Origin of the sequence: Novosphingobium mississippiense, from assembly GCF_044029535.1 — a bacterium.
Taxonomy (GTDB): Bacteria; Pseudomonadota; Alphaproteobacteria; order Sphingomonadales; family Sphingomonadaceae; genus Novosphingobium.
Genome location: NZ_CP147003.1, coordinates 246,904 through 267,757, shown reverse-complemented (window position 1 = coordinate 267,757; position 20,854 = coordinate 246,904). Strand labels below are relative to the sequence as shown.

20 protein-coding genes are annotated in these 20,854 nt (G+C 65.0%); 9 read left to right on the top strand and 11 right to left on the bottom strand.

Features of this window, described 5'->3' with window-relative positions; all coding sequences use genetic code 11:
• Nucleotides 1–93 precede the first annotated feature (93 nt).
• The 3 genes from WBP06_RS19730 to WBP06_RS19720 are packed head-to-tail and all read right to left on the bottom strand — an operon-like array spanning nt 94 to nt 1,905.
• A complete protein-coding gene (locus WBP06_RS19730) occupies nt 94–522 on the bottom strand; it encodes a nuclear transport factor 2 family protein (protein ID WP_395336431.1) in 429 nt (142 codons plus the stop codon).
• A 20-nt stretch (nt 523–542) separates the two neighbouring features.
• Nucleotides 543–893 (bottom strand): Rieske (2Fe-2S) protein, encoded by a 351-nt coding sequence (locus WBP06_RS19725; RefSeq protein ID WP_395336429.1) that lies wholly within the window; start codon nt 891–893, stop codon nt 543–545.
• A 4-nt stretch (nt 894–897) separates the two neighbouring features.
• Nucleotides 898–1,905 (bottom strand): NADP-dependent oxidoreductase, encoded by a 1,008-nt coding sequence (locus WBP06_RS19720; protein ID WP_395336427.1) that lies wholly within the window; start codon nt 1,903–1,905, stop codon nt 898–900.
• 108 nt (nt 1,906–2,013) lie between these two features.
• Here WBP06_RS19720 and WBP06_RS19715 point away from each other — a divergent pair, with 108 nt between their 5' ends.
• The 3 genes from WBP06_RS19715 to WBP06_RS19705 all read left to right on the top strand — a co-directional run bounded on the left by WBP06_RS19715 (nt 2,014) and on the right by WBP06_RS19705 (nt 3,589).
• Nucleotides 2,014–2,421 carry a nuclear transport factor 2 family protein gene (locus WBP06_RS19715; protein ID WP_395336425.1) on the top strand — a complete coding sequence of 136 codons (408 nt, stop codon included), beginning with the start codon at nt 2,014–2,016 and terminating at the stop codon, nt 2,419–2,421.
• 144 nt (nt 2,422–2,565) lie between these two features.
• Nucleotides 2,566–3,021 carry an AI-2E family transporter gene (locus WBP06_RS19710; RefSeq protein WP_395336423.1) on the top strand — a complete coding sequence of 152 codons (456 nt, stop codon included), beginning with the start codon at nt 2,566–2,568 and terminating at the stop codon, nt 3,019–3,021.
• Nucleotides 2,960–3,589: an AI-2E family transporter gene (locus WBP06_RS19705; RefSeq protein ID WP_395336421.1), complete on the top strand. Its 630-nt coding sequence runs from the start codon at nt 2,960–2,962 to the stop codon at nt 3,587–3,589. Before WBP06_RS19710 ends, WBP06_RS19705 begins: the two co-directional genes overlap by 62 nt.
• A 9-nt stretch (nt 3,590–3,598) precedes the next feature.
• Here the strand turns inward: WBP06_RS19705 and WBP06_RS19700 are convergent, their stop codons facing one another.
• Nucleotides 3,599–4,135 (bottom strand): hypothetical protein, encoded by a 537-nt coding sequence (locus WBP06_RS19700; protein WP_395336418.1) that lies wholly within the window; start codon nt 4,133–4,135, stop codon nt 3,599–3,601.
• Nucleotides 4,136–4,474: 339 nt separating this feature from the next.
• Here WBP06_RS19700 and egtB point away from each other — a divergent pair, with 339 nt between their 5' ends.
• The gene (gene egtB / locus WBP06_RS19695; RefSeq protein ID WP_395336416.1) at nt 4,475–5,791 is read left to right on the top strand and encodes an ergothioneine biosynthesis protein EgtB; all 1,317 of its coding nucleotides are present in this window, start codon (nt 4,475–4,477) and stop codon (nt 5,789–5,791) included.
• A gap of 1 nt (nt 5,792) precedes the next feature.
• Entirely contained in the window at nt 5,793–6,812 is a 1,020-nt protein-coding gene (gene egtD, locus WBP06_RS19690; protein ID WP_395336414.1) for an L-histidine N(alpha)-methyltransferase, read from the top strand.
• A 50-nt stretch (nt 6,813–6,862) separates the two neighbouring features.
• Here the strand turns inward: egtD and WBP06_RS19685 are convergent, their stop codons facing one another.
• Entirely contained in the window at nt 6,863–7,471 is a 609-nt protein-coding gene (locus WBP06_RS19685) for a TetR/AcrR family transcriptional regulator (RefSeq protein WP_395336412.1), read from the bottom strand.
• Between the two features lie 179 nt (nt 7,472–7,650).
• Between WBP06_RS19685 and WBP06_RS19680 the strand changes: the two genes are divergently transcribed.
• On the top strand, nt 7,651–8,643 hold the full coding sequence (locus WBP06_RS19680) for a cupin-like domain-containing protein (protein WP_395337526.1): 993 nt from the start codon (nt 7,651–7,653) through the stop codon (nt 8,641–8,643).
• A 56-nt stretch (nt 8,644–8,699) separates the two neighbouring features.
• On the opposite strand, the gene WBP06_RS19675 is transcribed toward WBP06_RS19680, so the two are convergent.
• The gene (locus tag WBP06_RS19675; protein WP_395336410.1) at nt 8,700–9,518 is read right to left on the bottom strand and encodes a TetR/AcrR family transcriptional regulator; all 819 of its coding nucleotides are present in this window, start codon (nt 9,516–9,518) and stop codon (nt 8,700–8,702) included.
• Between WBP06_RS19675 and car the strand changes: the two genes are divergently transcribed.
• Both car and WBP06_RS19665 read left to right on the top strand, forming a co-directional pair.
• Nucleotides 9,511–13,053 (top strand): carboxylic acid reductase, encoded by a 3,543-nt coding sequence (gene car / locus WBP06_RS19670; protein WP_395336408.1) that lies wholly within the window; start codon nt 9,511–9,513, stop codon nt 13,051–13,053. The two genes, WBP06_RS19675 and car, sit on opposite strands and share 8 nt — an antisense overlap.
• A gap of 15 nt (nt 13,054–13,068) precedes the next feature.
• On the top strand, nt 13,069–13,821 hold the full coding sequence (locus WBP06_RS19665; protein WP_395336406.1) for an enoyl-CoA hydratase/isomerase family protein: 753 nt from the start codon (nt 13,069–13,071) through the stop codon (nt 13,819–13,821).
• Nucleotides 13,822–13,829: 8 nt separating this feature from the next.
• Here the strand turns inward: WBP06_RS19665 and WBP06_RS19660 are convergent, their stop codons facing one another.
• From WBP06_RS19660 to WBP06_RS19640, 5 genes are all read right to left on the bottom strand, one after another.
• On the bottom strand, nt 13,830–14,981 hold the full coding sequence (locus WBP06_RS19660) for a DUF1501 domain-containing protein (RefSeq protein ID WP_395336404.1): 1,152 nt from the start codon (nt 14,979–14,981) through the stop codon (nt 13,830–13,832).
• A gap of 2 nt (nt 14,982–14,983) precedes the next feature.
• Nucleotides 14,984–16,474: a DUF1800 family protein gene (locus WBP06_RS19655; protein ID WP_395336403.1), complete on the bottom strand. Its 1,491-nt coding sequence runs from the start codon at nt 16,472–16,474 to the stop codon at nt 14,984–14,986.
• A gap of 72 nt (nt 16,475–16,546) precedes the next feature.
• Nucleotides 16,547–17,716 (bottom strand): ATP-binding protein, encoded by a 1,170-nt coding sequence (locus tag WBP06_RS19650; RefSeq protein ID WP_395336401.1) that lies wholly within the window; start codon nt 17,714–17,716, stop codon nt 16,547–16,549.
• 5 nt (nt 17,717–17,721) lie between these two features.
• Nucleotides 17,722–18,237 carry a GAF domain-containing protein gene (locus WBP06_RS19645; RefSeq protein ID WP_395336399.1) on the bottom strand — a complete coding sequence of 172 codons (516 nt, stop codon included), beginning with the start codon at nt 18,235–18,237 and terminating at the stop codon, nt 17,722–17,724.
• A 131-nt stretch (nt 18,238–18,368) separates the two neighbouring features.
• On the bottom strand, nt 18,369–19,667 hold the full coding sequence (locus tag WBP06_RS19640) for an MFS transporter (RefSeq protein WP_395336397.1): 1,299 nt from the start codon (nt 19,665–19,667) through the stop codon (nt 18,369–18,371).
• Nucleotides 19,668–19,847: 180 nt separating this feature from the next.
• Here WBP06_RS19640 and WBP06_RS19635 point away from each other — a divergent pair, with 180 nt between their 5' ends.
• Nucleotides 19,848–20,849 (top strand): GSU2403 family nucleotidyltransferase fold protein, encoded by a 1,002-nt coding sequence (locus WBP06_RS19635; protein ID WP_395336395.1) that lies wholly within the window; start codon nt 19,848–19,850, stop codon nt 20,847–20,849.
• Nucleotides 20,850–20,854 lie beyond the last annotated feature (5 nt).

Sequence of the window (20,854 nt, the reverse complement as noted above, 5' to 3'; positions counted from 1 at the left end):
GCCCGGCTTCCTGGATGGGAGCCGGGCTTTTCTTGTTTGGAAGCGCGGAGTTCGGGTAGAAAACCGCGCTGAACAGGCCTGCATACGCTGGCTTTAGCAGCCCTTCGGCGCGTGCTGGCGATGGATATTGCGGAACGTGCGGCTCTGGAACAGCCACTTGCCGTCGATTTTCGTGCAAGTGTCTTCATAGACGCCCCGATCGCGCATGGTCACGCCGTCCTGGTCGTAGATCTCCGAGGTATAGCTGCGCATGGTCGCGCTCGTCCCGCTGACCTCGATCGAGCCGGGCCACGCTTCGAACATGATGCCGGGATAGGCCTTCATCGCCTCCATCCACATGGCGACGATGGCCGCCCGCCCCTTCTGCGTGCCGAGTTCGGGGTAATCGGGCAGCGACCATTCGGCGTCTTCCGCCCATGTCGCGCCCCAGGCGTCCGCATCGCGGCGCGTCACCGCGTCGGCATAAGTTTCCAACAGTTCGCGGATGGCAAGGCGATCCTCGAAAGGTCCGGTATAGGGCATGGTTCTCTCCCGTTCAGGTATCAGCTTTCCACCGGCCGTTCGTGCGGGCCGGGCGGGGTATCGGGCACGGCCACCTCGATCATCCCGCCTTCCACGCGCAAGTCGAAGCGGCGCAGATCGGCGTAAGTCCCGCCGATGCAGCGGCCGGTCGCAACCTCGAAACGCGCACCGTGGAGCGGGCACATGATCGTCCCCCGCCGCACCTTGCCGCCGGACAGCAATGCCGCCTGATGGGTACAGCGATCGTTGACGGCGCAGAAGCCGTCCTCGGTCCGCGCCACCAGCACGCTCCACCCCGCGATCCGCGCGGCCAGCTTGCCCTCCTCGGGAAAATCGGCCTCGGCCACGATCGGGTGCCAGGTTTCACCCATGATGTCAGATCCGGACAAGAGTTTTACCGATCGTGCGGCCCGACATCAGGTCGATGAAGGCTTCGGGCAGTTTCTCGAACCCGTCGCGCACATTTGCCAGTGGCTTCAGCTTGCCTTCGGCCACCCAGCCATCGAGTTCGGCCTGCGCCTGCGCCAGCACGTCCGGATAGTCGTACGTGATGAAGCCCTGCATACGGATGCGGTTGACCACCAGTTGCCAGAGCGTGGTGACGCCGTGGGGATGGTCCGCATCGTTGTACTGGCCCACCATGCCGCACACGGCAACGCGGCCGTGCAGGCGCATCAGCGGCAGCACCGCTTCCAGCACTTCGCCGCCGACATTGTCGAAATAGACGTCCACGCCTTCCGGTGCGACCCTGGCGATCTCCGCCGCGATGTCAGGCGTGGCGCGGTAATCGATCGCCGCGTCGAAACCAAGTTCGCGGATCACCTGCGCCTTCTCCGGCGATCCAACGATGCCCACGACCTTGCAGCCCCGCGCCTTGGCGATCTGGCCCACGGTCGATCCGGTGGCGCCTGCCGCCGCGCTGACCACCACGGTCTCGCCCGCTTTCGCCTCGCCCACCGCGAACAGGCCGACCCAGGCGGTAAGCCCCACCGGCCCCAGCGCGCCCATGTAGTGGTGCAGTTCGGTATCGGGCTGGCGGTGCACCGTCTCCAATCCCCAGGCATCGCCTGACAGCACGTAGTGGTCGGACCATGTGGCGAAGGCGCGCACCAGCGTGCCCACCGGATAGTCGGAATGGTTGGAGGCGACCACTTCGCCCAGCGACATGCCGTTGATCGGCGCGCCCAGCGCCACCGGATCGATATAGCTGGGCCGATCGTCCAGAAAGCCACGGATCGCGGGATCGACCGATCCCACCCGCATCGCCACCAGGAACTCTCCCGGGCCCGGTTCCGGGCCCTCCGTCTCCACAAGTTGGAAGTCTTCCGGCACCGGCACCCCTTTGGGTCGCCGTGCCAGCACGATCTGTCTGACCTTTCCCATCCCGGCAGCTTAACCGCGCTTCTGGCGCTGGCACGCTAGTCGAAACGCTAGGTTCGGGAAAATCGCCGCTTTGACAGAGTTCGCGGAGGGAAAAAGAGGAGCAGCGCGATGACCATGAGTCCCGACCAGATGATCGATTTCGTCGACCGGCTCTATGCCGCCACCGGCGTGGGCGACTGGGACACGGCAGAGCAGATGCTGACCGACGATTTCGTCGCCTACGAAGCCCCCGGCCTGCCGATGGCGGGTGAATACCGCGGCAAGAACGGCCTGCGCGACCTCTACGCCAAAGTCATGGGCCTGTGCGACGTGGTCGGGCTGGACCGGATCGAGACGACGACGGGCAAGGACCACGCGGTCACCATCCTGTGCCTGCGGTTCGCCGATCCCTCGCTGCCCCCGGCCGAGATCTGCGAGATGTTCCGCTTCCGCGACGGCAAGTGCTGCGCGATCAAGCCCTATTACTACGATCCCGCTCCCTTCATCGTCGCCAGCAAGGCCAAGGCAGCGATCTAGGGCACGCTCACGTCCCTTATCGCGTGAATGACTTGTCTCGGCGCATTCTCCATTATACCTGTTGAACCGGCGAGTATGCGCGGCCCGGCTATCGTCGCCTCCGCGCTGTCAACGACGCACTGCACCTGAACAGGGGGGCGAATAGTGGCCGGTCGAGCAATCACCGTATCGGTCGGCCTGATCGCGACCATCCTTGTCCTGTACGTTGTTCGGCAGGCAGCCAGCGTGTTTGCGCCACTGGCTCTTGCGCTCTTCATCATCGCGCTTGTCTGGCCCTTGCAGCGTTGGTTGCAATCGCTGATGCCCCGACTGCTGGCGCTGGCCGTTACCATGGCGGCCACGGTTTCGGTGGGTCTGTGCTTCGGCGCGGCGATCGTGTGGGGGGTGGGCCATGTCTGGCGATCGCTTCTGGCCGATGCGGGGCAGTATCACGCAACCTACGAGAATGCCGTGGGCTGGCTGGAGATGCGCGGAATTTCAGTCCAAGGCCTTCTGATCGAGCATTTCGACACGGCGCGGATGCTGCGTATCGCGCAGCATGTGGGCGGGCGCCTGGATCGTCACGCTGACTTACGTGATTCTGGGCCTGCTGGAGGTTGAAGACATGCGCCGCCGGATCGGCGCGCTTGCCAATCGGGAGGCTGCCCGCATCCTGATCGACGCCAGCCGGAGCACGGCGACCCAGTTCCGCCGCTACATGCTGGTGCGCACGCTCATGAGCGCGCTGACGGGCCTGCTGGTATGGGCATTCGCCCGGATCGTCGGCCTGCCGTTCGCGGCCGAATGGGGCGTGATCGCTTTCGCGCTGAACTATATCCCTTTCGTCGGGCCTTTCATCGCGACCTTGCTGCCCACACTGCTGGCCATGTTGCAATTCGACAGCTGGCATACCGTGATCATCGTGTTCCTTTGCCTGAACGTGATCCAGTTCGTGGTTGGCAGCTATATCGAGCCGCAAGTTGCCGGCAACGTGCTGTCGATGGCGCCGCCGCTGGTGCTTTTCGCGATCTTCCTGTGGACGTTTCTATGGGGCTTACTGGGCACGTTCATCGGGGTGCCGATCACGATCGCGATCCTGACATTCTGTCGCGAACATCCGCGCAGCCGTTGGGTCAGCGATCTGCTGGGCAAAGGAGAAGGACGCGCGATCGGCGATCGGACTGCCTGAAAAAGCCGCTCACCCTACCTGCCCGCGCGCCAGTGCGGCCAGCACCGCAGCGGAAACCGTGTAGACCGCATGACGCTGGGCACCGCGATTGTGGTGATCGACGCGGTAGCCCTGATAGTGCCGTTTGACGAGGCCGGCACGGACCAGTTCGGATACCGCGCGACTGACCGCCGTCATACCGGAAATCCGCACGCGATCGGCCACCTCCATCTCCACCAGATGCTCCGCCTGCCCGGCATCCGCAGGCAGCAGGCCGCGCTGGGCCAGGTCTGCGCGCACCGCCTCGATGGTCGCCTTGCGGTAGTGGTGGCGCGCGGCGCTGGGCGCGATGGCCGCAGACAGCCATTCGCGGATCGGCACCCGTTGCTCCCCATCGCGCACCAGCGGCCCGGCCGCGCCGTCCCGCCCGGCGACGCGCGCGATCAAGTCCAGCACCATGAACGTATAGCGGGGCCGCGCCGAGTGATCGGCGATCGCACGCATGATCCCCGGCATGTCTAGCCCGCGATCGGCGACGGGCGGGCGGCTGAGCGGGAGTTCCAACATGGAACGAATCAAGCACAGACGCGAATCCAAGGGAATCCACAATCTGCATCGACGCGCGATTTCCCGGCGCTTTTTCCATCTATGTCACTTTACCCAGCGCCTCTGGTAAAGTGACATAAGTGGCACCGCACTATCCGGCCTCGCGCCCGGAACACGGCCGACCGTGGGCTATTTGAGGCGGCGCGGCATAAACCTGCGGGCAAATGCGGATCGCGCCGGAACACATTCAGGCCCGGTCGGTTTGCCTCCTGAAGGTGCGGTCGGAACACGTAGAAGGCTCACTTTCGTGCCATATTCCCCGCGTAAAGTTCCTCGCCGTCAGCGAAGGGGGAGCCGTTCATGGAAAGCCTGCCCAATCGGTTCAAATCTGCAGAATTCCCCGAAGCCCTTTCCTTGAATGCACGGTATCGCGCCACGCGCGCGTTATCGTTGCAACTGGTGGAGACGCTGAACGAGGCCGATGCCGCGGTGCAGTCCATGCCCGATGCCTCCCCCGCCAAGTGGCACCTTGCGCATACCACTTGGTTTTTCGAAACCTTCCTGCTGCGCGATCATGTTGCCGGCTATCGCCGGCATGACGAACGCTGGCCGTTCCTCTTCAACAGCTATTACGAGGCCGAAGGCGCCCGGGTGGCCCGCGCGGATCGCGGGCTGCTGACGCGCCCCACGCTGGCCGAAGTGATCGACTATCGCCGCCGCGTGGACGACGCTCTGCTGGCCGCGCTTCCCGCGCTGGAGCAGACGCACGGCGATCTGGTGGAACTGGGTATCCAGCACGAACAGCAACACCAGGAACTGTTGCTGACGGATATAAAGCACCTGTTCGCCGCCAATCCGCTAGGGCCGGTCTATCGACTGCCCGAGGCCACAACCCGCGCCATCACGCCGCCGCTGCGCTGGATAGCCGGGCGAGAGGGACGGATAGAGGCGGGCCATGAAGGCCCCGGCTTCGCGTTCGACAACGAATTGCCCCGCCATTCCACCTGGCTGGCGCCCCATGCGCTGGCGAGCCGCACGGTCACCAATGGCGAGTGGATCGAATTCATGCGCGACGGCGGCTATGCCACGCCCTCGCTCTGGCTGTCGGACGGGCTGGACTGGGTCCGCCGCGAAACCGTCGCCGCACCGCTCTACTGGCGTGAGGGCGATGGGGGGTGGGAGCAGTTTACGCTGGCCGGATGGCAGCCGGTGCAGCCGGACGATCCGGTCTGCCATGTCTCGTTCTACGAAGCGGACGCCTTTGCCGCCTGGGCGGGGTGCCGCCTGCCGACAGAGCAGGAATGGGAAGCCGCCGCGCAAGACCACGATCCGGATGGCGGCAACCAGTTGGATCGCGCCAACCCCGCCATGCCATACCCCGCCATGCCATACCCTGCCGTGCCCTGCGCAGTCGGCAGTACCGACAGCGACAGTTTCGCAGCCCTGTTCGGCGATGTGTGGGAGTGGACCGGCTCTGCCTATCGTCCCTGGCCGGGCTACCAAACAGCGCCGGGCGCAGTGGGCGAATACAACGGCAAGTTCATGTCCGGCCAGTTCGTTCTGAAAGGCGGCAGCTGCGCCACGCCGCGCGGCCACATGCGCGCATCGTACCGCAATTTCTTCCATCCCCACCAGCGCTGGCAGTTCACCGGCCTGCGCCTTGCGAGGAGCCTCTGACATGCATCTCGGAACCTTCGAAACGGCACTGGCAGACACGATCGCGGGCCCGCGTGCCCCCACCGAAATTCCGGCCGTTTCGTGCGATCCGGCATTCCGGGCGGATGTCCTGACGGGGCTGTCCCAGCCGCGCAAGACCGTTCCCGCGCGCTGGTTCTACGATCTGGAAGGTTCCCGCCTGTTCGAGGAGATCACCCATCTTCCCGAATACTACCCCACGCGCACCGAAACCGCGCTGTTGAAGACCAGCGCCGGGCAAGTGGCAACCTTGCTGGGCACCGCGCCGATGATCGTGGAGTTCGGATCGGGCAGTTCGATCAAGACGCGCATCCTGCTGGATGCCATGCCGGGTGCCACCTACGTTCCCGTGGAGATCTGCGGCGAATTCCTGATCGAAGCATCGCAGGCGCTGGCCCACGATTATCCGGGCATCGCGATCATCCCGGTTGAGGCGAACTTCATGAACCCGATCGATCTGCCGGATCGTCGCGATCCCGGCCCGGTGCTGGGTTTCTTCCCCGGCTCCACGATCGGCAATCTGGTTCCATCGGCCGCGATCGACCTGCTGCGCACGATGCGCCAGAGCCTGGGCTTCGGCAGCCTGCTGCTGATCGGCATCGATGCGGTGAAGCCGGTGGACCGGCTGCTCGCTGCCTATGACGATGCCCGAGGCGTGACGGCGCGGTTCAATCTCAATCTGCTGCACCGGATCAATCGCGAACTGGATGGAACCATCCCGGTCGGCGCATTCCGCCATCGCGCGCATTGGAACCCGGCATCAACGCGGATCGAGATGCATCTGGAGGCCATGCGCGACGTGGCCTTCGATGTCGCGGGTGAACGCTTCCGCATGGCCGAGCGTGAGACCATCCACACGGAGAACTGCCACAAGTACGATCCCGGCCAGATGCGCCTGCTGCTGCAATCGGCCGGCTGGGGGGAATTGCGCCACTGGACCGACGATGCGGGCGACTTCTCGTTGATCCTTGCGGAAGCCACGCCCGATCCGTTCGGGCCGTAAATCTGGCAGTCGGCTGGCGGCACCGTGGGGCGCCGCTGCCGAAATGCCAATCAATCCGGCAGCATGGCGCCGTGCGCGCGCAGCACTTCCAGCACCCGAGCCATGGCCAGCTCGAACGGCTGCATCTCGCCCATCAGTGCAAAGCTGCCGCCCAGCGCGAAGCTGCAATGGCCGTGGACGGTAGCGACCAGCGATCGTGACAGGCGCGGTGCTTCCGCCTCATGCGATGCCGGCAGGATCGCGGCCACTTCGCGTTCCACCACCGCCATCAAGCCACTGCGGCGGCGCGCGAAGTCTTCGGGCATCTCCATACCCTCGGGCAGGCGATGCTCATAGATGGCGGACCAGAGGTTGCGCCGCTGCGAGGCGAAGCCGAAATAGCCGTCGACCAATGCGCGGATGCGGGCGCCGCCTTCGGTCCCTTCCAGCCGGTTTTCCAGCCACTCGGCCCAGAGGATGAAGGTGCGCGTGTTGATCTCCAGCACCAGCCCGTCCACGCTGCCGAACACGTGCATCACCGTGCCCACCGAATAGCCGATGCGTTTGGCCACTTCGCGCGCGGAAAAGCGCGCAAAGCCCACCTCCTCCATCAACTGCTGCCCGGCATCGAGAATCAGCGCTTCCAGTTCGGCGCGGCTATGGTCGGATCGTCTACCCATGGCAGTTCCATACCGCGTCAATTTGACAGCGTCTAATTATAAAGGCCTGTTACGCGGGTCTGGCGTGACGGCGGCGCCTTTGTGGTCTAGATCGCGCAACTGAAAGGTGATTCCGATCCATCCGGACTGAAGCGGGGGGCGGAGCGCCACCTGTTTTCGGGAGATCGGTGTTGCGCGCGGTGGCAGAAATTCAGGGGCCGATCCCGGTCGAGGCATTCCGCGCCCGGATAGAGGCCAGCTACCAACCGGTCGTGATCCGCAACCAGATGCAGGATTGGCCCATCGTCCAACACGCGCGCCGGTCCACTGCGGCGCTGGCGAATCTGCTGGAAGCGATGGACAACGGCCGCGAACTGGCCGTGATGGTCGGCCCGCGTGAGGAAAAGGGCCGGTTCTTCTACAACGAGGGGATCACCGGCCACAATTTCCAGGTACGCAAGGGCCAGCTTACCGGCTTCCTGCGCCATCTGATCCGCGTGAGCGACAATGCCGATGCGGACAGCGCCTATGTCGGCGGCGTGCTTGCCGGGGATTACCTCCGCCAATGGAGCGAAACGCACCGCCCGCCGATCGATGTCGCCCATGCCGAACCGCGCCTGTGGATCGGCAATCGCACCCATGTGACGACGCATATGGACGAGACGTCCAACGTCGCCGCCGTGGTTGCCGGGCGGCGCAAGTTCGTGCTGTTCCCGCCCGAACAGCTGGACAACCTCTACCTTGGCCCGCTCCACTTCACCATCGCCGGGCCGCCGGTGAGCATGGTGGATCTGAACGATCCCGACCTGGAGAAATACCCCCGCTTCGCCACCGCGCTTGAACAGGCGCAAGTGGCCGAACTCGGCCCGGGCGATGTCATCTATATCCCCCCGATCTGGTGGCACAGCATCACCGCGTTGGAGAGCGTCAATGCCATGGTCAACTACTGGTGGGCGGCCGAGGGCGCGCGATCGGGCATGCGCGCGCTGTTCCAGGCGATCGCCGCTCTGCGCGACCTCGATCCGCCGCACCGCGAGGCGTGGCGGCACTGGTTCGAGCGCTTCGTCTTTGACAAGGACGCCGAACGGATGGCGGACCACCTGCCCGAGCACATCCAGGGCTTCGCCGGCCCGCCATCGGCCCAGCGCCAGGAATTCCTGAACGCGTTCTTCGGGAATTCCGGCGACTTCTGAAAAGAGGTGCGAAGCATCGCGATACGCGACTTGTGTGGCGGCGAACCGGCTGCGTCTCACGATCGCGCAGGATCGCCGTCGTCCGCAGTCGGACCGGGTTTTTCGCGGGCGAAGCCGGCAGTGTAGAGTTGGTTGAACTGGCTTGCCGTCGCCGCCAGTTCATCGGTGCGCCCGTTGAACCAACGCTCCAGAGCCACGGCAAACATCATCCCGAAACTCGCCAGGCCGAGGAATTCTGGCGAAAGGCCGTCCTTGGCCAACGGGCTGAGCACCTCACCGCGCGCACGGATCAGAGGTTCCAGTTGCTGCTGGAACACGCGGCGGCCGGATTCCAGATCTGAAAACAACGCCGTGGTCAGCAGAGGCAGAATGCGCTGCATGTCCTCCAGGTGGCGGATCGTGGACTCTCGGGCCAGTTCGCCCATCTCCGCCGGCGTCCGTGCGGTCCTGTAGGTTTCGATGCGCCCGTGCATCCCCTCCATCGCCTCTATCAGCGGCCGCATCACCGCCGCTTCGAACAGGTCCTCCTTGGTCGGGAAATGCTTGAACAGAGTTGCCTGGTTGACGCCTGCGGCATCGGCGATCTCTCGCGTCCGGGCGCCGGCGAAATTGGCGCGAATGAATTCGGCCTGCGCCGCGGCAATGATCTCGACCCGGCGTTCGGCGGCCGGGCGATAGTCGCGCCGCACGGCGTCGGCACTTTTCGAGGGGGAGGATTTTGCAGGCATACTGGTCCTGTTACGAAGGTCAGCTTGTCCTGACGAGAGGTAGCAGGCTCTGCAGCCGAAACAAGTAATCAGTTGCTTGTTTTCTTGATAGCCATGGGTCCGAAGCCAGCAAGGCACCGATCGAGCGACGGAGAGCAAGATGACCACGGCAGCGGCGGAAGCGCCCCGGAAGACCGCGATCTTTACCGGTGGAGCGCAGACGGATTGGGCCAAGGCCCGACTGGATCGCCTGATGGAGAAGGATCGCCAATTCGTCGCCGCGCTTCCTGATCCGGCGGTGGTCGCGGCCAAGCGGCAGCCCGGGCTGCGGCTGGCGCAAGTGGTGCAGACCATCTTCGAAGGCTATGCGACGCGCCCCGCCATCGGCCGCCGGGCCACCGAACTGATCCACGATCCGGTCAGCGGGCGCACCGGCCTGCGTTTGCTGGACCATTTCGAAACCAGTTCCTTCGCCGAACTCTGGGCCGACGTGCAGGCCACAACGGCCGAGTGGCACAATGATGCCGAGAACCCCGTGAAAGCGGGCGATTTCGGCGCGGTGCTGGGATTCGCCAGCGCCGGCTATGCGACCATGCAGCTGGCGAACATTCACCTTGGCGTCGTGAATGTGCCGCTTCAGGCCAATGCGCCGACCGACCAGCATGTCGCCATCCTGGCCGAAACGCAGCCGCGCATCCTGGCATGCAGCATCGAACTGCTGGATGCGGCAGTGGATGCGGTGCTTGCAGGGCCTGCGCACCCACGCCTTGTCGTGTTCGACTACGAGCCGCGCGACGACAATCAACGGGAGCGTTACGAAGCCGCACGGGCGCGACTGGAAGCCGCCACCGCGCCCGTCGCGATCGATACCCTGCAGGAGGTCACCGCGCGCGGCCGGACGTTGCCCGCCCCGCCCCCACACGTGTCGGATGATCCCGACCCGCTGGTCTGGCTGTTCTACACCTCGGGCACCACCGGCACCCCGAAAGGGGCGATGTACACCGAAGAAACGGTGCGCAACACGTTCCTCTATCACGCCGAAAAACCGGGCATCACGCTAAGCTTCATGCCGATGAGCCATGCTGTGGGCTATGGATATCTCTATCTGGCGCTGGCCAACGGCGGGTGCAGCTACTGTTCGCCCAGAAGCGATCTTTCGACGCTGTTCCAGGACTTGTCGCTGGTACGGCCGACGATGTCATCGCTGGTCCCGCGCGTTTGCGAGATGCTGTACCAGCACTATCTGGGCGAGGTGGACCGCCGCATCGCCGCAGGCGTCCGTGAGGAGGATGCGCGCGAAGCCGTCAAACTGGACATGCGGGAAAACCTGCTGGGCGGCCGCCTGCTGTCGGTCGGTTGCGGATCGGCCGTGCTTTCGCCCGAAGTGCATCAGTTCATGCTCTCGATGCTGGGCGTGCACATGGCGATCGGCTATTCTTCTACCGAGATGGCGACCGCAACGGTGACGGTGGACGGGAAAATCCAGCGTCCGCCGGTGATCGACTACCGTCTGGAAGACGTGCCGGAGCTTGGCTATTTCACCACCGACAAGCCCTATCCGCGCGGCGAATTCCTGGTGAAGATCCCGAAGTTCATGGCGGGGTACTATAAGCGCCCGGACCTGACGGCCGAGAAATTCACCGACGATGGTTTCTATCGATCCGGCGACGTGATGGCGCAGATCGGCCCCGATGAACTGGCCTACGTCGATCGCACGAACAACGTCCAGAAACTCTCTCAGGGTGAATTCGTCGCCATCGCACGGCTGGAAGCGCTCTACACGCAAAGCCCGGCCGTCCGGCAGATCTATGTATACGGCACCAGCGAAAGGGCCTTCCTTTTGGCTGTCGTCGTGCCGGCGGACGAGTTGCTGGCTGACGTTGCGCAGGGCGGCGCGGCCGCCGAACGGGCGAAGGCGGTGATCCGTCGCGGCCTGCAACGGGTGGCGGACGAGAACGGGCTGGCCAGCTACGAAATTCCGCGCGATTTCCTGATCGAGGCGGAAGGCTTTAGCCCGGAGAACGGATTGCTCACAGGCATCGGCAAATTCAGCCGCCCCAATTTCCGGGACCGCTTCGGCCCACGGCTGGAAGCCCGCTTTGCAGAAATCGCGCAGGAACAGGTCGACGAACTGCGCGCGCTGCGGCTGGGCGGTGCGGACTGCCCGGTGATCGAAACGGTGTCGCGCGCGGTCAAGGCCACGCTGGGCGTCGCGGAAACGGATATCTCGCCGCAGTCCCGCTTCACCGATCTGGGCGGGGATTCGCTTTCAGCCCTGTCGTTCTCGATGCTGCTGGAGGAAATCTTCGGCGTCGAGGTTCCGGTGGGTGTCATCATCAATCCGGCAGGCGACCTGAGCCTGGTGGCCGAATATGTCCGGGCCGCCCGGTCGGGCGACAAGCGCGCCAGCTTCGCGACGGTGCACGACGCGGACAGTACCACCGTCCATGCCGCAGACCTCAAACTGTCGAAATTCATCGATCCGCAACTCTTGGCGGCCGCCCCGAATCTTCCCCCACCGGCAGGCATGGTGAATACCGTACTGATGACCGGCGCTACCGGCTGGCTGGGCCGCTTTCAGGCGCTGGCCTGGCTGGAACGGCTGGCGGAAACGGGCGGCAAGCTGATCCTGCTGTCCCGCGGAGCCACTCCCGAACAGGCGTATCAGCGGGTGGAGCAGGCATACGCCAGCGATCCCGCGCTGCTGGATCAATTCCGCAAGCTGGCAGTCCATCATCTCGAAGTGCTGCCGGGCGACCTGGGGCTCGAAAACCTGGGCCTGGATGACGATAGCTGGAACCGTCTGGCGGGCGAGGTCGACCTGATCGTCCACCCGGGTGCCCACGTGAACCATCGACTGCCGTACATCCAGTTGTTCCGCGCCAACGTAGCCGGAACGGCCGAACTGATCAGGCTGGCGCTGACCACGCGGCGCAAGCGGTTCGACTATGTCTCGACGATGGGGGTAATGCTGTTCGGCCCGGCGGACGAGGATGGCGACATCCGGGCCATCGCCCCGTCGGCTCCGCTGGATGACAGCTATGCCAATGGCTACAACGTCTCGAAATGGGCCAGCGAGGTGTTGATGCGTGAGGCGCACGATCTTGCCGGCCTTCCCATCGGCGTGTTCCGGCCCGGGATGATCCTGGCGCACAGCCGCCATGCGGGGCAGCTCAATGTGCCAGACATGTTCACGCGCCTGCTGTTCAGCCTTGCGGTGACCGGGATCGCGCCGGCGACCTTCTATGCGCAGGACCTTTCCGATGGACGCCCAAAGGCCCGTTACGAGGGTTTCGCGGTCGATTTCCTTGCCGACGCAATCACCGGCATCAGCGCCGCGTTGCCCGATGGCTACCGCAGCTACAATCTGGCCAACCCGAGCCCGAATTTCGTCGGCTTCGACGAATTCGTCGACTGGATGATCGAGGCCGGCTGCAAGATCGAGCGGATCGCCGACTACGGCGATTGGTTCCTGCGGTTCGAGACTGCGCTGCAGGGCTTGCCGGAAGACCAGCGGGCGCACTCGCTGCTCCAGATCATGGAGCCTTACCGCCACCCGCAGCATCCCGGCATGGGCGAAGGCGTCCCTTGCCAGCGTTTCGCAAGCGATGCGCAAGCGGCGGGCTATCCGATTGCACATCTTGGTGCTGGCCTGATCCACAAGTACGTGGCCGACCTCCGGCATATCGGCCTGCTGGCGTAAGAGGGGGCCGCAGACATGACCGAAACCGTCACCTGCAGCGTAGAAGGGGGTATTTTCCGGCTGACGCTGAACCGCCCCGACAAGCTCAATGCGCTGAACCTTGCCATGTTCGAGGAAATCGCCCGCGTCCTCGACCGACTGGACCTAACGGCAGTGGCCTGCATGGTCCTGGCCGGGGCCGGGCGCAGTTTCTGCGCCGGGCACGATCTCGACGATCTGGCCTCGGATGAGGAAACCTCCGCAGCGGCCGAGAGGTTCGAGAACGGCCTTGTCGAGCGGTTGGCGACCCTGCCCTTTCCCCTAATCGCGAAAGTGCGCGGCCATTGCTACACCGGCGGACTGGAACTGGCGCTGGCTGCCGACATCATCGTCGCGGCGGAGACGAGCAAGTTCGCGGACACCCATTCGAAATTCGACCTCGTGCCGATCTGGGGCCTCTCCCAGCGCCTGCCGCGCCGTATCGGCATGTCCAGGGCCAAGGAAATGATGTTCAGCGGACGGACTTATACGGGTGTCGCGGCGGCGGCGATGGGCCTGGCCAATGCCACCGTTCCGGATGATGAACTAGACGCCTATGTCGATGCGCTGTGCGCGGACATTGCCGGCAACAGCATGCGATCCAATCGCGAGATCAAGAAACTGCTGGCCGATACCGACGGGCTGACCGTGGCGGCCGGCAACGCCTGGGAACTGCATCGCAGCGCCGGGCATGGTCCCGAATTCAAGGCCATGATCGCCGCCCGGCGACCAAGGAAATCCGCCGGATAGACAGAATCCTAAACGACGAGCCCGGTCTGCGGCTTGCCCGGTATTCCTGCGAACAGCGTGCGCGAAGTCAGGTCCGGCGCGATGGCCAAGGCTTCCGCCGCTGCGCCGGCGATGACGGCGTCCAGGCCGATCGTAGGCCGCAGATCCCGCCCTTCGTAAAGTTGGCCGGGTGCCAGTCCGGGCCAATCGGCCAGCACGCGGCCACCCTTCACCGCCCCGCCAACCAGCATCGCGACCGATCCGGTACCGTGATCGGTGCCCCCCGTGCCGTTGGTGGCGGCCGTGCGGCCGAATTCGGTGGCGATCAGCACGGTCGTATTCGCCCAGTCCGTGCCCAATCCGTCCCGCAGGGAGGAGACCAGCGTATCCAGAGCACGCAACTGCGTTGCAAGCCGCGCTTCCTGCCCGGTGTGGGTATCCCATCCGCCGGTTTCCAGCATGGCGATGCGCGGGCCATTCGGTTTGGTCAGGAAGGTTGCCGCCAGCTTTCCCAGCCCGGCCGCGTCCTGCCTTACCGCCAGGGCATCGGCGGCGGCATTGGCATCGAGCGCAGCGGACCACAGCGGATGAAGCTGCGGATCGGTCGAATAGAGTTGTCCCACCCGGCGCATCAGGTCGTCCGAAGGCTGGGAGAGGGACGACGGAGCGTAGGATTCCACCGGCACCGGCCCGCGCAGCGCGGGCGGAACGGTGGCCGCGATAGCGATCGCCCGCTCCGTCGCGCGCGGCATCAGGCCGACCAGGCGGTTAAGCCACCCGTCGCGCACAGCGTAGGGATGCGTGCCGCCGGTTTCGAGCACGTTCTGCCCATCGAAATGCGATCGGTCGCGATAAGGGGAGGCCACCGCGTGGATGAACAGCGCCTGCCCCTGCCCGTACATCTGCCCGACCTGCGCCAACGCCGGGTGAAGCGCGAAGTGGCCGTCCAGCTTCGTGGCCTTGGCCGGATCGATCGCCAGTTCCCGGCGGAGCGCCACGTAAGCGGGATCGGCATAGGGAACCACGATGTTGAGGCCATCGGCCGCCCCACGCTGGATGATGAACACGAACCTCCGCTCGCCCGGCACCGTGGCCAGCACCATTTGCGGCGCAACCAGCAAGGCCCCGGCGCCGGCGGAAAGCGTCAGAAAACGGCGGCGCGCGACGAGGGACAGATGCATCGCTATCTCCTCAGAAAATCGGGCGAGACAAGCAACAGCGCCAATGCCACTTCGGGGCTTTCGGCGCGGCCGATCTGATCGGCGGTATCGCTGGACAGCGCGGCCGGCAGCAGCTTCGGCGCCAGCGCGCGGGCATCGATCGCTCCCGCTTGCGCCGCAAGTCCCTGGGCGACCTCTACCCGGCGCATCAGCGCGTCGGAGGCTGCCCAGCTTGCGGCAATATCGTCCCAACCGGCCGGCGAACCCGGCTTCCAGATCGGCTGGCCCAGTTTCTGCTGGATATTTTCCACCTTCACCCGGCCAAGGTCCGGCTGCCCCAGTCCGCGCAGGGCGGAGACGGTCCATTCCCACGGCGTCTTGAATTTCACCGGCTGCGGCGCCCAGGCTTCCTTGCTGTCGATCAAGGTGGAGTAGAGCGCTTTCAGATCGCCGTCCGACCGCGTGAAAGTCTCCGCCAGCCGGTCAACCAGAGCCGGTGGCGGGGTGTCGCCCGCGAAGTGTCTGGCCAGCTTGGTCGCGATATGCGTCGCGGTCTGCGGTGCGCGCGCAAAGTCAGACAGGGCCGCGTGGGCCTGATCGACGCCGCGCTGCGGGTAAGTCTTGCCCAGAATGGCACGGGCGCCCGGTTCATGCGTCTGCGGACGGAACAAAAAGCCGATACTGTTCCCCGCAGCCTGCGCGCCTTGCTGATAAAGGCCGTCAACCGTCCAACCGGTCAGGGCCCGCGCAAACTCGGTCACGTCGGCCTGGCTATAGCCGGATCGCACGCCAAGCGTGTGCAATTCCATGATCTCGCGCGCCAGATTCTCGTTCAGCCCGCGTTGCTTGCCGCCCTTCTGTGCCGTGCGCTGCGCCGCCGGGCTTTCCGGTCCGATCGACTGCGACTGGTTGAGATAGATAAGCATCGCCGGGTGCTGCTCCACGGCGAACAGCATATCCGCGAACCGGCCCAATACATGCGGCCGAATGGCATCGCGCTCGAACGCGCCGCTGAGTGCGGTGACCTTGGGATCGTCCGCCGAAACGCAGAAATGGTTTGACCAGAAATGCACGAGCCGCTCGACGAAGGGTGCCTCGGTAGAGAGCGCGCTGGCCATGCGCGCCTGTGCCGCCTGCCGATAGAGGCCGCGCACGTCCTGCACGAAGTCCTTGCGCGCAGCCTGCTGATCGGGCGTGCGCCCGGCCTTGGCGGCAAGCCGGGGATTTGCCATCGCGGCCGCTGTCACCGCAGTTGGCGGCATCGGGCCCGGCGACATCGGATCCGGAGCTTGTGTCCGGATCGCCTGCCGCATGGCGCGCTGCTCCGCCTCATAGTTCTTCAGCAAGGCCCCGGCATCGGGCAATTGCATGAAGGCAGTCGGGGCCGGATCGTACCGATCGAACTGCTGTTTCAGGAAATGCCGTGGATCGCCCGAAATGGCGTCATCCGGACGTGCTCCAAGACCGAAGCGATTGAGCGCAATGGCGACGGGACCGATATCGTCGGTGGGCATGTCCGCCGTTATACACCCCCTCACCTTTCCGAATGCTGTCAGTTTCGACTTTTTCGGGCTCGGCAGCGCGGCCTACCCCGTGCAGCGGATCAGCGCCATGCCGGTCTCTTCGTCCACCAGCCGCAACCCCGGCAGGCCGGAAACGATATCCCGGAAGCTCGCCAGCCGGGGCGGCTTCAGCAGATACCCCGCCGCGCCCAGTTCGATGGATCGCTTCTGGTCGGGCTCATAGTCAGAACCGCTGCACATGATGACGCGCATGTCGTGCAGCGCCTCGTCGTCGCGGATTTGCTCCAGCAGCCGGAAGCCGTCCACATCGGGCATGTTGATATCCAGCAGGACCAGATCGACCGCGCTGTCCGGCGCGGAGAGAACGCGAAAGGCTTCGCGCCCATCGCGGACACTCTGCAGGTTGCACCGCAGCTTGGGCCGCGTGAAAAGGGCAAGCTCGGTCAGTTCGAGATCGGCCTCTCGGTCGTCCACGATCAGCACGTTGGCCACGGCCGACGATTCTTCCGCGCCATCGTCGTCCAGCAAGGCCTGCGGATCCGCTTCCGGCATGGTGAAGCGGAAGGTCGCGCCGTTTGCAGGAATACAGCCGATTTCGCCGCCGTATGTCGCGACGATGCGCTGGCATATGGCTAGGCCCAGCCCCGTCGATTCATTGTCGTGGACCAGGCGATGGAATGGCTGGAAAACCTGTTCCAACTCATCCTGCGGGATGCCGATGCCGTCATCCGCCACCGTGAAGACGCCATGCCCGTCGATGATCGCATGGCTGATCGTCACCGTGATCCCCGGTGCATTGTGGGCAATCGCGTTCGCGACAAGGTTCTGGAACAATTGCCGCATGTGGACGGGATGCGCGATCACCTCCGGCAAGGGCCCATGCACCACCGTCGCGCGGCGTTCGGCGATGATGAAGGCCAGGTTCTGTCGCACTTCGTCGATGATCTGCGAGAGATTGCACGGCGATCTCTCGGCGACGTCAGGGGCATCCAGCCGGGTGTAGTGCGAAACGGAATCGATCAGTTTTCCCATGCGGGAAGCGGATTCCCCGATGAAGCGCAGATAGGTTTCGCGCTTCCCGTCAGCCGCGGCGCCGTCGCGCAACATGTCCGAGAAGGCGATCAGGGTTCGTACCGGTTCGCGCAAGTCATGGGCCAGAGCGCGCGTGAACACGCTGAGGCTGGCATGCTGCTTGCCGATACGGACCTGCTGTTCCTGCAAGGCGCGCACCATGCCGTTCAGGCGGGTGTAGAGCGCCGCATTTTCCAGCGCGACCGAGGTCGTACGGCCAGCGCCTGAAGTATCGCCAGTTCCTCCGGCAAGGGCGTGCGACGGCTGGACCAGTAGTTGCCAATGGCGCCGATCGGCGATGTCCGGCGGATCGGCACCATCGCCAGACTTTTGACGAAAGTGGGGCGATAGGCTTCGACCGGGACGCGCGGATCCTCGTAGATATCCTCGATCACGGCGGCCTGGGCATTCAGCATGACCCACCCGCTGACGCACGCACTCATCGGAAAGCGCTTGCCCTTCCACAAGGGCGCGATGGCGTTCTCTTCCGCATAGTAGCACTGGTCACCGTCCCGCAGGACGAAGGTGGCACCGTCAGCCCCGGTCAGATCGCGGGCCGCATTGCGGATGACGGCGGTGACCGCATCCAGATCGCGCGCATGCGAAAGCTCCTGCACGGCGGCGACAAGCCCCTCCATCGCCGATACATACCACGATGTGGCCCGGAAAAAGGTGGCGTCCATCCTAAGCGCCTTCGAAATCGATGCCCGCAATCCGCAAAGGCTATCGCGGCGGAATTTCGCCCGGCTTAACCGGGTTTAGGTGATTTTCCGGGGGTGTGGACCTCGATCGCAGATGTGGCTTTTCGCGCGTTTCAACGCCTGGGTCGGGTCTCCGGCATGAGGACGAAGACCGGCAACACGAAGATCGCCACCACGGCGATCATCACGCCGGGCACGGCCTGCCATCCCGTCGCCTCCACCAACAGCTGCGCGACCAACGGTGCAAGGCCACCGAAAACTGCCGTGGCCGCCGTCGCGCCCAGGGCAAGGCCGGTCAACCGTCCCTCGCCGGGGAACTGCTCTGCCGTCGCCACTGCGCCTACGGCGCTGACCGCGCCGCCCAGCGAGGCCAAGAGCAGCGCGCCGATCAGTGCCGCGCCGTAAGATCCTTCCCCCATCGCCGCAAAAGCGGCGGCGGGCACCAGCACCGAAAGCACACCGACGCAGAGCAGCACGGTTCGCCGCCCCACGCGGTCGGACAAGGCCCCGACGAAGGGCGTGACGAAAATGACCATGAATGCCGCCGCAGTGGAAAGCCACAGCGCCTGACTTTCAGGCATCACGCCGGATTCCGTCACGAAAGCGGGAACATAGGTGATACCGACGTAGTAGGTGATGGAACCCAGCGCCGAAATGGCAAAGCCGCGCGCAATTGCCGGGCGATGTCCGGACAGAACCTGCCGCAGCGGCCGATCGGGAACGCTCTGCTGGATGACCTGTCGCTCGAAATCCGGCGATTCCTCCAGCGTCGCGCGCGCCAGCAGCACCGCGCCGGCCAGCACGGCACCGAACAGGAACGGAATGCGCCAGCCCCATTCGTCCAGCATGGCCGGCGCCAGCGCATTGACCACAAGGGCCGAGATTCCCGCCGCCAACAATCCGCCCAATTCGCTGGCCGCCGCTGCCGCAGAGGTGACGAGGCCGCGCCGCCGGCGGCTCGCGCCTTCCATCAGATAGGCGACAACGCCCGTATATTCGCCGCCTACGGAGAACGCCATCACGCAGCGCAGCGCAAGCAATAACCAGCCCGCCCCCGCACCGATCGCCGCATGGGTGGGCAACGCGGCGGTGGCCAGCATCGCTGCCGTCATCAACGCCATCGACAGCAGCATCATGCGGCGGCGGCCATAGCGGTCCCCGACGTGCCCGAAGGCCGCCGCCCCCAGCGGCCGCATCAGGTAGGCGACGGCAAAGCCGCCAAGCGTGATCGAAAGGGAATTCGCGCCGCCGCCGAAGAACACCCGCGACAACACCGTGGCAAGGTAGAGATACAGCGTGAAATCGTACCATTCGACGATCGTGGAAAAGGCCGCAATCGCCATGGAGCGCCGCGACAAGGGCTTATGCTCGAAAGCCGGTGCGACCGAACCGGTGCCGGGATCGGCTTTCATCGGCTCCCCCATCCCGTACGTCTCCCGAATGACATGACGCGCATGATAGGGGCGACGGCGAACTTCGCAAATGGTGTTGCCCCAGCCCACCCAGCAGGACTTCGGGCGTCCAATTTTCGCGTAGCCTCCCGTCATTATCCTACAATTTGACGATCTTTATAATTCGTGGGATAAATCCGCATGGTCCGCGTGCGCCCCTTCTCCGACGAACAGTCCCGCCTGCTGGTCAACTTGCGCCAGCGCTACGAGACGTGGATCGATGCGGAGCGCGATCTGGCCGCCCTGCCCTATGACTTGCGGCGCAAGACGGTAAGCGGGCGCGAATACCTTTATCGCATCTTCGACCGGGGCGGAAACGGCAAGAGCCTGGGCGCGATGACGCCCGAACGGGAAGCCCGGTTCGACAGCTATCACGCGGAGAAATCCGCGCTGAAGGATCGTATTCGCACGCTGCGCCCCGCGCTGGCGGAAGCGGCGGCGCTCTACCGCGCGCTGCGACTGCCGCTGCTTTCCTCCGACGCCGGGCCGATCCTGCGCGAATGCGACCGGCGCGACCTGCTGGGATCGCATCTGCTGGTGGTGGGCACCAATGCCATCGCCGCCTACATGATCGAGGCGAACGGCCGGATCGACCTGCCCGACGAGACCGAGGACTTCGACCTCGCCTGGGTCGCGCAGGCAGCCGAAGAGAACGAACGCCGCGTGTGGGACATGCTGAAAGCGGTCGATTCCACCTTCACCGTCAATGCGGAGCGGGACTTTCAGGCCCGCAATGCGCGCGCCTACGAAGTGGAGCTGCTGGTCGCCCCCTCACGCGCGGCGACGCTGGGCGGGCGGGATCAGCCGCGCCCGGTACCGTTGCCCGAACAGGAATGGCTGCTGCTGGGTCGCCCGGTCGATCAGGTGATTGGCTGCCGCGACGGCTCCCCCGCCCGCATCGTCGCTCCCGATCCGCGCTGGTTCGCTCTGCACAAACTATGGATGGCGGCGCAGGCCAAGCGCAACCCGCTCAAGCGCCCGAAGGACCGGACACAGGGGCTGGCACTGCTGGACGCCGTAGCGGAAGCGATGCCGCACTATCCGCTGGACGAGGGCTTCGTCGCATCGATCCCGGACGAACTGATGCCCCACTATCGCGAGTGGGAAGACGCCAGCGATGCTCGGCGCCCGGCGGCTTGGTGAAACCC

Bases quoted from the DNA above. Each gene is read 5' to 3' on its own strand.
- WBP06_RS19730 (WP_395336431.1), bottom strand. From the start codon at position 522: ATGCCCTATACCGGACCTTTCGAGGATCGCCTTGCCATCCGCGAACTG.
- WBP06_RS19725 (WP_395336429.1), bottom strand. From the start codon at position 893: ATGGGTGAAACCTGGCACCCGATCGTGGCCGAGGCCGATTTTCCCGAG.
- WBP06_RS19720 (WP_395336427.1), bottom strand. From the start codon at position 1,905: ATGGGAAAGGTCAGACAGATCGTGCTGGCACGGCGACCCAAAGGGGTG.
- WBP06_RS19715 (WP_395336425.1), top strand. From the start codon at position 2,014: ATGACCATGAGTCCCGACCAGATGATCGATTTCGTCGACCGGCTCTAT.
- WBP06_RS19705 (WP_395336421.1), top strand. From the start codon at position 2,960: ATGTGGGCGGGCGCCTGGATCGTCACGCTGACTTACGTGATTCTGGGC.
- WBP06_RS19700 (WP_395336418.1), bottom strand. From the start codon at position 4,135: ATGTTGGAACTCCCGCTCAGCCGCCCGCCCGTCGCCGATCGCGGGCTA.
- egtB (WP_395336416.1), top strand. From the start codon at position 4,475: ATGGAAAGCCTGCCCAATCGGTTCAAATCTGCAGAATTCCCCGAAGCC.
- egtD (WP_395336414.1), top strand. From the start codon at position 5,793: ATGCATCTCGGAACCTTCGAAACGGCACTGGCAGACACGATCGCGGGC.
- WBP06_RS19685 (WP_395336412.1), bottom strand. From the start codon at position 7,471: ATGGGTAGACGATCCGACCATAGCCGCGCCGAACTGGAAGCGCTGATT.
- car (WP_395336408.1), top strand. From the start codon at position 9,511: ATGACCACGGCAGCGGCGGAAGCGCCCCGGAAGACCGCGATCTTTACC.
- WBP06_RS19665 (WP_395336406.1), top strand. From the start codon at position 13,069: ATGACCGAAACCGTCACCTGCAGCGTAGAAGGGGGTATTTTCCGGCTG.
- WBP06_RS19660 (WP_395336404.1), bottom strand. From the start codon at position 14,981: ATGCATCTGTCCCTCGTCGCGCGCCGCCGTTTTCTGACGCTTTCCGCC.
- WBP06_RS19655 (WP_395336403.1), bottom strand. From the start codon at position 16,474: ATGCCCACCGACGATATCGGTCCCGTCGCCATTGCGCTCAATCGCTTC.
- WBP06_RS19650 (WP_395336401.1), bottom strand. From the start codon at position 17,716: ATGGTGCGCGCCTTGCAGGAACAGCAGGTCCGTATCGGCAAGCAGCAT.
- WBP06_RS19645 (WP_395336399.1), bottom strand. From the start codon at position 18,237: ATGGACGCCACCTTTTTCCGGGCCACATCGTGGTATGTATCGGCGATG.
- WBP06_RS19640 (WP_395336397.1), bottom strand. From the start codon at position 19,667: ATGAAAGCCGATCCCGGCACCGGTTCGGTCGCACCGGCTTTCGAGCAT.
- WBP06_RS19635 (WP_395336395.1), top strand. From the start codon at position 19,848: ATGGTCCGCGTGCGCCCCTTCTCCGACGAACAGTCCCGCCTGCTGGTC.